Origin of the sequence: Staphylococcus sp. GDY8P47P, from assembly GCF_016892225.1 — a bacterium.
GTDB lineage: Bacteria > Bacillota > Bacilli > Staphylococcales > Staphylococcaceae > Staphylococcus > Staphylococcus borealis.
Map to the genome: position 1 here is coordinate 204099 of NZ_JAFENV010000005.1, position 13653 is coordinate 217751.

Sequence of the window (13653 nt, forward strand, 5' to 3'; positions counted from 1 at the left end):
TTAAGCGCCTTCTCAGTTCAGTCAGCTACTGGAAATTTGCAAAATAGCTTCATTATATTATTTTTGTCCCAGCCTCCAAAGTAGTTCGTTTTTACTTCTCAATCTAATACCTTCATCCTACATGACTTATTTAAGTTGAATTCTATCCTATCTAATAATTAAAACACTTAGGCAACGACTTTTGCCTAAGTGTTTCTTTGCTAAATTTCGAATTCTATTGTATCTATAATACGGTTGTCACGATTTCTAAAGTTTAAAATCGCATTCATATTTTGTTCATCGATGAGGAGTTCTGCAAATGTTTCTTCAATATTACTGCGGGATTGTGATATACTGCCTGGGTTAATAACGTGTACACCACTAAAGTGTTCATATTTTGCGACGTGAGTATGACCATAGAAAGCAAATTGACATCCAAGTGATTTAGCCTTCTCAGCTAAGTGCATGCGCGTTTGATTAACTGAATACAAATGGCCATGTGTATAAAAGGCTTTAATACCTTTAGCTTCCACAACTTTCTCATTTGGAAATTCAGGATAAAAGTCACAATTTCCTTTTACTCTTTTAAATAGACTTAACTCTGTGTCATTGTATTCGAATTCAGAGTCACCTAAATGTAGTAACATTTCAGCGTCTTTATGTGATTCATAAATATGGTATAAAATACCAGGTTCTGTATGATTGTCACTGACGATAAGCCACTTTGTCATATTGATTCACTCTCCAAATAAGCATTTAATTTCTTAATTGCATTACCTCTATGACTAATTTCACTTTTTTCTGTTGTTGTGAGTTGTGCCATGGTTTTACCTTTTTCAGGAACATAAAATACAGGATCATATCCGAAACCATGCTCACCTTGTCTCTCAGTCGTAATTACACCAGATACTGTTCCTTTGAAAGTTTGCGTCGGCTCATTAGGTGCACTCATACTAATGACACAAACAAATTGTGCCTCACGCTGTTCAATACCATCTAAATTCTTTAATAATTTATCAATATTAGCATCATCGCTCTTATCTAGACCGGCATATCGAGCTGAATAGACACCTGGTTCCCCATTTAATGCAAATACTTCTAATCCACTGTCATCTGCGATAACACGTTTATTTAACACTTTTGCAGCTTCTTCTGACTTTAACCGTGCATTTTCTTCAAAAGTTGTTCCAGTTTCCTCTACATCGAAATCTGCGATGAGCTCTGCTATACCTATCACATTATCGTGGGGAAAGATAGATTTAAAGTCATTAATTTTACCTTTATTGTTTGTAGCGATTACGATATCTGCCATTATAATTCCTCCTCACTAAGCATCTACACTGATGCGCTCAACTTCAACATCTAATTTTAACCATTGCAAAATTATATTTTTAATATGTACTGTATCTCCAGTAGCAAAGAATCGATGCTCTGGATGGCGCGTATAACTCGCGTGTTCATTACTAAACGTTAATAAAGCACTTACTTCACGCGCTGTCTCTAGTCCAGAGGAAATAACTTTCTTCTCTCCTCCAAAGTAATCATTAATTGGTTTATATAACAATGGATAGTGTGTGCAACCTAAAATTATTGTATCTGCATCTGTGTTTCTCCATTGTTTTAACGTTTGATGAATGACAATACCTGTAATGGTAGGATCATTGTAGCGCATTTGTTCAACTAACGGGACGAAACCAGGACAAGCTACGCCATATACATGCACATTAGGATTAATGCGTTTAATATGATGTCTGTACGCTTCAGATTTTATTGTCCCTTCTGTCCCAAGAATTAAAACTTTTTGATTCTTAGTTGTCATAATAGCTGTTCTGGAGCCTGGCTCAATAACCCCAATAACAGGAATAGGCAATACTTGTTGCAAATATTCTAATGCAACAGCAGTCGCAGTATTACACGCTATAACTAGCATTTTGATATCAAACTGCATTAGTTTGTTAGCGAGTTGTGTAGTAAATGCTTTTACTTCATCTCCAGGTCTTGGACCATATGGACATCTTGCAATGTCTCCTAAATAATATATTGTCTCATTAGGTAATTGACGCATAATTTCTTTTGCTACAGTCAAACCACCTACGCCTGAATCTATAACACCAATTGGTTTATTCATTTTCATTCATCCTTATAACACATAGTATAGTTATTTTACCATATACATGTTGAGAGTTTGACTAATCCGATTGAGTAAACGTTTTTACACATTTAAATGACAACAAGAAAGTAAGGGGTAGGACATAATTCTTTTGAATTCATTGCCCTACCCTTACATATGACTAGAACTGAGAAAAGTTTGATTTAAACATTTTCTCAGTTCTATCAACTACTGTAAATTCGTTAAGTTGTCACTAATTATGATTTTTGCTATCTTTAACTATTTAAAAAGTATTAATCAACTTTATGGTCTGAACCGAAGAATGATTTAAACATATGGAATGTTGTTTCTCTATTCATAGCAGCGATTGACGTTGTCAAAGGAATACCTTTAGGACAAGCATTCACACAGTTTTGAGAATTACCACATTCTTGTAAACCACCGGCGCTCATTAACGCATCTAAACGTTCGTCTTTGGTCATTGCACCTGTTGGATGTAAGTCGAATAAACGAACTTGAGAAATTGCTTGGGCACCAACGAATTTATTTTTAGGTGTAACATTCGGACACACTTCTAAACAAACACCGCAAGTCATACATTTAGACAATTCGTAAGCGGTTTGACGTTTTTTCTCAGGCATACGTGGTCCTGGTCCTAAATCATACGTACCATCAATTGGAATCCATGCTCTCATACGTTTCAAGTTATCGAACATTCTTGTACGATCTACTTGTAAATCACGTATTACAGGGAATGTACTCATTGGTTCTAAACGAATTGGTTGTTCTAGGTGATCAACGATTGCTGAACATGATTGTCTTGCACGACCATTGATAACCATAGAACAAGCACCACAAACTTCCTCTAAACAGTTCATATCCCAAGTAACAGGTGTTGTTTTTTCACCTTTACTATTTACTGGGTTACGTCTAATTTCCATGAGACATGCAATCACATTCATGTTTTCTTTATAAGGAATGTCGAATGTTTCTTCATATGGTTTAGAGTCTTGATTATCTTGTCGTTTAATAATCAATTTAATTGATTTTTGTTTTGGCTTTTGTTGTTCTGTCTCATTTGTTTTACTATCGTTTTGGCGAAGTTCTTCGGGAGTTTCTTTTACTGATTGATTGTCAGCCATTATTTTTTACCTCCTTTAGACTTACTTGTATAGTCACGTTTACGTGGTGGAATTAAACTTACATCGACTGGTTCATAAGTAAATTTAGGTGCTTCTTCTTTACCTTGATATTCAGCTAATGTTGTTTTTAACCACTCATCATCATTACGATCAGGGAATTCTGGTTTGTAATGCGCACCACGAGATTCATTACGATTGTATGCACCAATTGTAATAACACGTGCTAAAACTAACATATTCCATAATTGACGAGTGAAGAATACAGCTTGGTTACTCCATGTTTGCGTATCTTCCATATCAATATTTTCATAACGTTTCATTAATTCAACGATTTTTTTGTCTGTTTCTAGTAATTTATCATTTTCACGTACAACTGTTACGTTCGCTGTCATAACTTCACCAAGTTCACGGTGAAGTTTGTATGCATTTTCAGTACCACGCATATTTAATAATTTGTCAAAACGTTCTTGTTCTTCATCAACACGCTTTTGGTAAATGCTATCATCTAATTCAGTATATGTTGTTTCAACATTTTCTACATATTTAATTGCATTAGGTCCTGCGACAGTACCACCATAGATTGCTGATAGTAATGAGTTCGCTCCTAAGCGGTTACCACCATGTTGTGAGAAATCACATTCACCAGCAGCAAATAGGCCTTTAATATTTGTCATTTGATCATAGTCTACATATAAACCACCCATTGAATAGTGAACCGCTGGGAAAATCTTCATCGGTACTTTACGTGGGTCATCACCTGTGAATTTCTCATAAATTTCAATGATACCACCAAGTTTAACGTCTAATTCATGTGGATCTTTATGAGATAAGTCAAGGTAAACCATGTTTTCGCCGTTAATACCTAATTTCTGATTAATACATACATCAAAGATTTCACGCGTTGCAATATCACGAGGAACTAAGTTACCGTAATCAGGGTATTTCTCTTCTAAGAAGTACCAAGGTTTACCGTCTTTGTACGTCCAAATACGACCACCTTCACCACGTGCTGACTCACTCATTAAACGTAATTTATCGTCACCAGGAATGGCAGTAGGATGAATTTGAATAAATTCTCCGTTTGCATATTTAGCACCTTGTTGGTAGGCAATTGATGCTGCTGATCCTGTATTAATCATTGAGTTTGTTGTCTTACCAAAGATGATACCCGGACCACCTGTTGCCATGATAACTGCATCTGATCCAAATGATTTAATTTCTGAAGTGGTCATGTTTTGAGCAACAATACCTCTTGCAGCATTTTCATCATCTTTGACTATACCTAAGAATTCCCATCCTTCATATTTCGTAACGAGTCCATCTACTTCGAATGAACGTACTTGTTCATCAAGTGCATACAATAGTTGTTGCCCTGTAGTTGCACCTGCAAAAGCGGTTCTGTGATAAAGTGTACCACCGAAACGTCTAAAGTCTAAAAGACCTTCTTTCGTTCTACTAAACATTACACCCATACGGTCTAATAAATGGATAATTGATGGTGCAGCTTCAGCCATAGCTTTTACTGGTGGTTGGTTCGCTAAGAAGTCCCCACCATAGACTGTATCATCAAAGTGAATCCAAGGAGAATCCCCTTCACCTTTGGTATTTACCGCACCGTTAATACCACCTTGGGCACATACAGAGTGCGAACGTTTAACAGGTACGATTGAGAATAAATCTACATGCGCACCTTGTTCTGCAGCTTTAATTGTTGACATCAGACCGGCAAGTCCTCCACCGACAACAATAATTTTTTTCTCTGCCATAGAAAAGTCACTCCCCTAAAATATATCGATAGCTTAACGTGTTTACGTAAGCTCATATGATAAGCACCTAAATCAATTACTTATCAAAAATTTCAACGTACTATATGTGATTACTATTTATGTTTTATACAAATGCGAAAATTGCTGATACACCAATGTATCCAAGAACTAAGAATACAACTAAAGAAATCCAAGTGAAAACACGTTGAGATTGTTTAGATTGTAAGAATCCCCATGTTACAAAGAATGACCATAAACCATTAGAGAAATGGAAAATAACACATAATACACAAACGATATATACAATGACCCAAAGTGGGTTTTCAAGTGTTTTGTGCATCAATTCAAAATCAACTGCTTTACCAAAGAAGTATTTTTGAATTGTCGTTTGCCATAAATGCATGAAGATAAATATAAATGTCACAATACCTGAGAATCTTTGTAATGCGAACATCCAGTTTCTAAATAATGAGTAATGGCCGATATTTTCTTTAGCTGTGAATGCAATGTGGATACCATATAGACCATGGTATAAAATCGGAATGTAAATTAATAAAAATTCAACTGCGAGTAAAAACGGAATTGATTCCATAAAGCCAGCCGCCTTATTAAAAGCCTCTGCCCCTTGTGTTGCTTGATGGTTCACAATTAAATGAACGATTAAGAATGCACCAATTGGAATAATACCTAGTAACGAGTGTACACGTCTAAGGTAGAATTCATTTTTAGACTTTGCCAAAAGGAGTCCCCCCTGTAAAACTATTAATTTAAATCGCTTATTTCTAAGAAAGTCAATTTAATCAAGTCCATATATCACATAACGATTTACTATTTTATTTAGTACTTGTCTTATTTAAGGATCCTGACATTTCTTCATCAAGAGTCGTTCCAATCAAAACTATGTAAACAAGTAGGACTTAAAAAAGTAAATTGAGTTCGTTATTTTTTAATGATAAATGCAATTATTACATTAATCATTTCTAAAAACACTTTGATGATAATGTTTCTCAATTAGAAAACGCTTCCATACTTTCTTAAAAAAATAAACTTTTTGTTAACTGTATTGTAACATTTTTTATATGTTTTTGGGCTATGAGAATAATTCTCATAGCCCTTTTTTTAATTAATTATCTAACAAAGCTTGTTGTAAGTTATGTGCAACCTTCTCAGGTAAACCTGCTTGTTGTAAGTCGGCAACACTTGCTTCCTTCATTTTCTTAATCGATCCAAACGTTCTTAATAAACGCGTCTTACGTTTACTTCCGATGCCGTCAACAGTGTCCAATACAGATTGTAAACCTGTTTTTTGGCGTGTTTGACGATGGAACGTAATTGCAAAACGGTGAACTTCATCTTGAATTCGATGTAATAAATAAAATGCTTGACTATTCTTTTTCAATGGTACAACGTCTGCTTGTGGTCCATAAAGTAATTCTGACGTTTGGTGTTTATCATTTTTTCTTAATCCAGCAACGGGAATGTCTAACCCTAGTTCATTCTCAAGGACATCTAATACACCTGACATATGCCCCTTCCCACCATCGACGATAATTAAATCAGGCAAAGGCAATCCTTCATTCAAAACACGCGTATAACGACGACGAACGACTTCTCGCATTGACTTGTAATCATCTGGTCCATCGACCGTTTTAATTTTATACTTACGATATCCTTTTTTATCTGCTTTACCGTCAACAAAAGTAACCATGGCTGATACGGGATCTACACCTTGAATATTTGAGTTATCAAATGCTTCAATACGGATTGGTGTTTGAATGCCCATTCGTTCTCCGAGCTCTTCAATTGCTTTTATTGTACGAGATTCATCTTTTGCAATTAGCTCGAATTTATTTTCAAGTGCAACTTCGGCATTATGATTAGCCAAATCTACCATTTCTTTTTTAGCACCACGCGCCGGTTGAACAATTTTAGTATCAACTACGGATTGAATCATAGTCTTATCTAAATGTTTAGGAACATGCACTTCTTTGGGCAGAATATGTTGATTTAAGCTATAGAATTGACCTATAAATGTATAGAATTCCTCTTCTTCAGTTTGTTGTTGTAAAGGAATCATTGTCGCATCTCTTTGTATCAAATTCCCTTGTCGAATGAAGAATACTTGAATACACATCCATCCTTTAGAAACACTATAACCAAACACATCTCTAATCGTGTTATCTGACGACATAATTTTTTGTTTTTTAGTTAAATTATGAATATGTTGTATTAAATCGCGATACTCTTTCGCACGTTCAAAGTCTAATTTTTCACTCGCATCCATCATACGATCCTCTAAATTTTTGAGAATGGTTTTATCTTCTCCATTTAAAAAGTCACTTATTTCACGAGTCATTTGTGCATAGGCTTGTTGATCTACATCATAAACACATGGTCCCATACATTGTCCGATATGGTAATAAAGACATAATTTATCTGGCATTTTGTCACATTTTCTAAATGGATAAATGCGGTCTAATAATTTTTTCGTCTCTTGTGCTGAATAAGCATTAGGATATGGTCCAAAATATTTTCCAGTTCCTTTTTTTACGGTACGTGTAACAATTAACTTAGGGTGTTTCTCTTTAGTGATTTTTATAAAAGGATAGCTCTTGTCATCTTTTAATAAAATATTATAGCGAGGTTGATACTGTTTAATTAAGTTTAGTTCTAAAAGTAGGGATTCTGTTTCACTTGAAGTGACTATAAATTCAAAATTTCGGATTTCTCCTACTAATCTTGTTGTTTTCGCATCATGTGCACCGGTAAAATAGGAACGCAATCTATTTCTTAAACGTTTCGCTTTACCAACATAAATCACTTGGTCATTCCGATCTTTCATTAAGTAACAACCCGGTTCAAAAGGAACTACACTTAATTTATCTTTTATTTTAGTTTTGTAGTCTGACAATGTATCCCCTCCTTCCTAAGAGATTGACTACATATAAAAAAGACGGAGCGATTACATTTATGTAATGCCCCAGTCTCATTTATGTTTAGATTGTTCTTATAGGTGTTTATCTAATACTTCAGCTAAGTTTTCTTTAGGTTGGAAACCTACTACTTTATCAACTGGTTCACCATCTTTAAATACGATTAAAGTTGGGATACTCATTACTTCAAATTTAGCTGCTGTTGATGGGTTTTCATCAACATCTAATTTTAAAATATCAGCTTTACCATCGTAGTCTCCAGCTAATTCTTCTAATACAGGTGCGATCATTTTACAAGGTCCACACCAAGTTGCCCAGAAATCTACTAATTTAACGCCTGATTGAATATTTTCATCAAAGTTTGAATCCGTTACTTTTACGATTGCCATAAATGCCAATCCTCCTTAAATTTTGAATGATGAGCAAATTATAACAGACTTTAGTGGCACGTGCATCGACGTTGCTCATTTACTAATGATCTGTCAATAATTATCAAATCTCATTCATCTTATTTTATTTTCACTGGCTTAATTGTACGTTATTTTCTAAAAAAATCAACAACACTGCTTAGACGTCAATGTAACTTATTTAAGTTCAGCAACTGTTACGCCAAAGCCGCCCTCACTTGGCATACCACCACGATACGATTTCACACTTTTATGTTTCTTCAAGTGGTTTTGAACGGCTTTTTGAAGTGCCCCAGTGCCTTTACCATGAATAATATAAACTTGTTCATAATTGCTGAGAACGGCTTGATCAATATATTGATCTAATTCGCCTACTGCTTCTTCATAACGATAACCACGTAAATCTAATTCTGTTTTAATCGTTTGACGATTTTGTCTAGTGACCATTTTAGATGGTTTTTCTTTTTTCTTTTTAGTCTTTTCAAGATCTTCAATAGGTAATTTCATTTTAATGATACCCATTTGAACCACTGCTTCTTCTTCACTTACGAGTTCTAAGACTTCACCTTTTTGACCATACGATAACACTTTAACCTCGTCACCTGCATGGATTTCATCATATTTTTGTTTTTGAACATTTTGTTTTAACGATTTTGCTTCATATTGATCATCTAATTGTTTCTTCTTATCGATAAGCTCATGTTCTTTAACGTCGGCACCTTTTTGATCACGTAATGTTCTTAATTCTTTTAAGATTGAATCCGCTTCTTTAGTCGCAGATTTGACACGTTGATTTGCTTTTTCTTTCGCTTCATCCATCAATTTCTTCTCGTAATTTTTATATTGTTCATATTGGTGTTCTAAATCATCATGCGTTGTTCTCGCTTCTTTTAACAGTCTATCTAATTCAATTCGTTGTTCATCGACACGTTTTGAATTCTTTTCAAGAGATTCAATCATTGAATTAATTTCTTGTTCGTCCGTCCCAATCATCGTCTTAGCTTTATTAATAATACCTAAGCTAAGTCCTAATTTACGAGAAATATCAAATGCATTTGAACGACCAGGTACACCCATCAATAATTTATAAGTTGGACTTAACGTATTAACATCGAATTCTACGCTAGCGTTCATCACACCTTCACGATTATAACTATATGCTTTCAATTCTGGATAATGTGTCGTAGCCATGACTAATGAGCCAATATCGCGAACGTGGTCTAAGATACTCATCGCTAACGCCGCACCTTCACTTGGGTCAGTACCTGCACCTAACTCATCAAATAATACTAAACTATTTTTATCAGTCTCTCGCAAAATTTCAACAATATTTTTCATGTGTGAAGAGAACGTTGATAATGATTGCTCAATGGATTGTTCATCACCGATATCACAATAAACATTTTCAAAGACACTTAATTGGCTACCATCTAAAGTAGGAATGAGCAACCCTGATTGCGCCATTACGATAATTAAACCAAGTGTCTTTAATGTAACTGTTTTACCACCTGTGTTAGGCCCTGTAATAATTACTGTTTCAATATCATCAATAAATTCAATCGTATTGGCTACAACCGTATCTTTATTTAATAGCGGATGGTAAGCATTCGGTAGGTAAACCGTTCTTTCTTTAAAAAATGTAGGTTTCGTTCCCTTTATTGAACGTGCATAACGCGCTTTAGCAGTTAAAAAATCAATTTGACCCATAACAGATTCAGCAATTAGGCAACCATCTGCTTCAGCAGCAACCATACCTGTTAATTCTGTCAGGATACGCTCACGTTCAACTGCTTCGTCATTTCGTAAACGGCTAATTTGATTATTCATTTCAACAATAGATGACGGTTCAATATAAATGGTTTGACCAGAGGCAGATTGATCATGCACAATCCCTTTAAAATCTTGTCGGTATTCCGCTTTGACTGGAATAACATTACGATCATTTCTTACAGTAATAATCGCATCAGATAATTTCTTCTGATTAGCCTGACTCTTAACGATACGATCTAAATTTTGACGAATGCGTTGATTCGTACTTGAAATCTTGCTACGTATCCCTTGTAATGCATAACTCGCGCTATCATACAAATCATGTGTATCGCATTTTTCATTTATCTCTTGAAATAGATCTGACAAAATTGGTAATTGGTTCATTTTGTCATTCAAAATTGGATACTTAACAACGTTCTCATCTTCTTCTAACAATTGATTATAAAATGTTTTAAACTGGTTCTGAACTTGTATCAAACGTTTAACCAAATTAAGTTCTGTTACATTAAGTACACCGCCAATCGTTGCTCGATGAATTAATGGTGAAATTTTGGCTAAACCACTTAAACTTGGTAAACGATGTTTATTATAAATTTGTGATATTTCATCTGTCTCATTCATTTGAAATTCTACTGTTTCAAAGTCTGTGGCTGGAGACATCTTAGACACTTTTTCACGTCCTAAGTCACTGATTGTCTCAGAAGCAACAAATGACTTAATTTTATCAAATTCTAAGACGTCTAATGTTTTTTGTCTCATACAATCCCTCTATTTCTTCAACTTTTTATTATTCTCAACAAAATCTTTAAATGCTTGACGAGACATCGTGTTTATTACTCGTTCTTTGTTTACAAATCCTTTTTGAGCAGTTGCTACACCATATTTCATAAAGTCTAAATGGTCTACATGATGTGCGTCTGTATTGATTGTTAATGTGACGTTAGGATATTTCCTTACTGTTTCAGCATTTAAATCCAAGCGTTTAGGATTTGCGTTAATTTCCATTATCGTATTTGTTTTTTCTGCTAAATGCATTAATTTTTCGATATTCGGTTTGTAACCGTCTCGTCGACCAATAATACGTCCTGTTGGATGTGCAATGTGTCGAACATATGGATTTCGACATGCATTTTCCAAACGTTTCATAATTTCTTCTTCTGATTGGTTAAAACTTTGATGAATGGCTGCAATGACGTAATCAAGTTGTGCTAACACTTCATCATCATAATCTAACGAACCATCAGGCAAAATATCCATTTCTGTGCCTGAATATATATCTATTTCTGAATACGCTTGATTGAGTTTTTTGATTTCTTCATTTTGTCGTAATAAACGTTCTACTTGTAAGCCATTAGCGACTTTTAAGCTTTGTGAATGGTCAGTAATCACCATAAATTGATAGCCTTTTTTGATATTTGCCTCAATCATGTCTCGGATAGAATACGCACCATCACTATAAGTGGTATGCATATGAATATCTCCATTGATATCATCTAAAGTAATCATTTGACTTAAATCTTTATCAAATTCGCTGCCATCTTCTCTTAGCGCAGGTGCTATCCATTCACTACCGAAATGTTGATAAATCGCTTCTTCGCTCTCTAGCTGTAGTAATGACCCATCTTGCTGTTCAATGCCATATTCACTTACTTTTTCATTTCGCGCTTTGGCCATCTGTCTAATGCGAATATTATGCTCTTTAGAACCTGTAAAATGTTGCAATGTGTGGTAAAACGCAACTGGTTCGATAAGTCGGAAATCTACACCAATCGTTTCATCATCGTACGTCAACTCTAATGATACTTTGGTCTGTCCAACAGCAACATCTTTAACTTTATTAGGTATATTTAAAAGTTGTTGTTGTACTTTGTCTGGATGCTCCGTACTGATAATATAATCTAAATCCTTACTCATTTCTTTATATCGACGGAAACTACCCGCTTCGGAATATTTCTCGATATCATCTATAGTTTCCAAATAATCGATAATAATACGATTTAAACCACGCATTGTATCTATTGGGTAACGGTCTTTTTTAGCACCTAAAGCTTTAACTGCTTCAAGTATATTTTGTTCGGTTTTTTTAGCGAAACCACTCAGTTCGCTCACTTTCCCACTTTCACAAGCTGATTGTAGACTTTCTTTATCAGTAATATTCAGTTCTTTGTATAACTTAGCTATTTTTTTGCTACCTAATCCCTGAATCTTCATTAATGGTATTAAACCTTCTGGAACAAGTTGTTGCAATTCTTTCAAATAACTTGATTCACCAGTATTACGATATTCATTGATCACATCGCCTACACCTTTACCAATTCCTTTTAACTCAGTGACATCTTCTATTTCATCAAGTGGACGCTCATCAATTTCTAAACTTTGCGCCGCTTTTCTATATGCTGAAACTTTAAACGTATTGTCTCCATTTAATTCCATATAGATAGCAATTTTTTCTAATAATTGAATTACATCTTTTTTTGTCATTCCAATCACTCCATAAAAAGAAGACCAGGACATTTAACAAAGTAGCCTTGTCCTGACCTTATATCAGTTTTGTATTATAAATTTAAAATGTAAGACGAGAAAAATGGTGTATGAAATAAGATAAGTTTCCCTATGTACGCATGTTGTAAACTATGTTGTATCCACTCAATCGGATACAATGCTAACACATAAATGAATAACTGAAGAATAACGACAGCCATGACTACACTAATTAAACTACCAAAGCGTCTACTCATTTGATTTATCATTCGATACGTCACTATATTATCAAAAGTAATTATAATAAGATATAAAATCAACTTACATATTGAGGCAATGAGTAAAAATGCCATCACTTTATCAAAACGTTGCTGCAAATCATTAAAATGAAATGCATACGCCATATCATACGCAATCGTCTTTGGAAACGGTAAAAAGACAATTAGTTGTTGACTTATACGTTGGTAAAATTGATGTGCTATGATAAATGACACGATCGTCGAAAATAAATGTAAACTATTTAACCATATTCCTCTTCTATACCCCATGATAAGACTATATACAATAATGATAATGATCGTTAAATCAATAATCATCTATTCTTCTCTTTGCTTTAATTGTTGTATTTCTTGTAATAATTTACGATTTTCTTCTTCTAGTTTAACCTTTTCATGCATAATGTTTACTGCAGTTAGAATTGATTTTCTAGTGGTGTCCAATCCGGTTGATTTACGTCCCATTTCTCTTAATTTTTCATCTACTAAATGTGCTACATAACGAATATGCTCCGGGCTGTCCTCACCAATGATGGTATAATTCTGATCGTTAATCGTGACATTGATTCGATTTTTAAATTCTCCCATAGCAATAACTCCTGACATTATTTATTCTTAAAGCTATCAATGGTTACACGTAGATAACCACATCGTCTCGTACTTCAATTGAATGCAATTCTTACATAATTTATAAAGTAGAATATCACAACTAATTATACATTAGGATATGTTGTTTGGTAAGTAGCGATTACGGAATCGTTATAAATAATACATCTAACACACGTTATCT

12 protein-coding genes are annotated in these 13653 nt (G+C 34.4%); all 12 read right to left on the reverse strand.

Going from position 1 to position 13653, the window contains the following annotated elements; translation table 11 throughout:
• Positions 1-200 precede the first annotated feature (200 nt).
• The gene (locus tag JVV30_RS01105; RefSeq protein WP_204193088.1) at positions 201-710 is read right to left on the reverse strand and encodes a YfcE family phosphodiesterase; all 510 of its coding nucleotides are present in this window, start codon (positions 708-710) and stop codon (positions 201-203) included.
• Positions 707-1291, reverse strand: a complete 585-nt coding sequence (locus JVV30_RS01110; protein ID WP_070855425.1) for an XTP/dITP diphosphatase — start codon at positions 1289-1291, stop codon at positions 707-709. Before JVV30_RS01110 ends, JVV30_RS01105 begins: the two co-directional genes overlap by 4 nt.
• A gap of 15 nt (positions 1292-1306) precedes the next feature.
• Positions 1307-2107: a glutamate racemase gene (racE, locus tag JVV30_RS01115; protein ID WP_204193091.1), complete on the reverse strand. Its 801-nt coding sequence runs from the start codon at positions 2105-2107 to the stop codon at positions 1307-1309.
• Positions 2108-2382: 275 nt separating this feature from the next.
• The gene (gene sdhB, locus JVV30_RS01120) at positions 2383-3231 is read right to left on the reverse strand and encodes a succinate dehydrogenase iron-sulfur subunit (RefSeq protein WP_053029176.1); all 849 of its coding nucleotides are present in this window, start codon (positions 3229-3231) and stop codon (positions 2383-2385) included.
• Positions 3231-4997: a succinate dehydrogenase flavoprotein subunit gene (gene sdhA, locus JVV30_RS01125; RefSeq protein WP_053029175.1), complete on the reverse strand. Its 1767-nt coding sequence runs from the start codon at positions 4995-4997 to the stop codon at positions 3231-3233. Before sdhA ends, sdhB begins: the two co-directional genes overlap by 1 nt.
• Before the next feature lie 124 nt (positions 4998-5121).
• Positions 5122-5736, reverse strand: coding sequence for a succinate dehydrogenase cytochrome b558 subunit (locus JVV30_RS01130; RefSeq protein ID WP_053029174.1), 615 nt, complete (start codon positions 5734-5736; stop codon positions 5122-5124).
• Between the two features lie 384 nt (positions 5737-6120).
• Positions 6121-7908, reverse strand: coding sequence for an excinuclease ABC subunit UvrC (gene uvrC / locus JVV30_RS01135; protein ID WP_049395075.1), 1788 nt, complete (start codon positions 7906-7908; stop codon positions 6121-6123).
• A gap of 96 nt (positions 7909-8004) precedes the next feature.
• Positions 8005-8319: a thioredoxin gene (trxA, locus tag JVV30_RS01140; RefSeq protein ID WP_011276093.1), complete on the reverse strand. Its 315-nt coding sequence runs from the start codon at positions 8317-8319 to the stop codon at positions 8005-8007.
• 195 nt (positions 8320-8514) lie between these two features.
• On the reverse strand, positions 8515-10866 hold the full coding sequence (locus JVV30_RS01145) for an endonuclease MutS2 (protein WP_204193095.1): 2352 nt from the start codon (positions 10864-10866) through the stop codon (positions 8515-8517).
• Positions 10867-10875: 9 nt separating this feature from the next.
• Entirely contained in the window at positions 10876-12588 is a 1713-nt protein-coding gene (gene polX, locus JVV30_RS01150; RefSeq protein ID WP_016930709.1) for a DNA polymerase/3'-5' exonuclease PolX, read from the reverse strand.
• Positions 12589-12662: 74 nt separating this feature from the next.
• Positions 12663-13184, reverse strand: coding sequence for a CvpA family protein (locus tag JVV30_RS01155; RefSeq protein ID WP_016930710.1), 522 nt, complete (start codon positions 13182-13184; stop codon positions 12663-12665).
• A complete protein-coding gene (gene zapA, locus JVV30_RS01160) occupies positions 13185-13451 on the reverse strand; it encodes a cell division protein ZapA (protein ID WP_016930711.1) in 267 nt (88 codons plus the stop codon).
• Positions 13452-13653 lie beyond the last annotated feature (202 nt).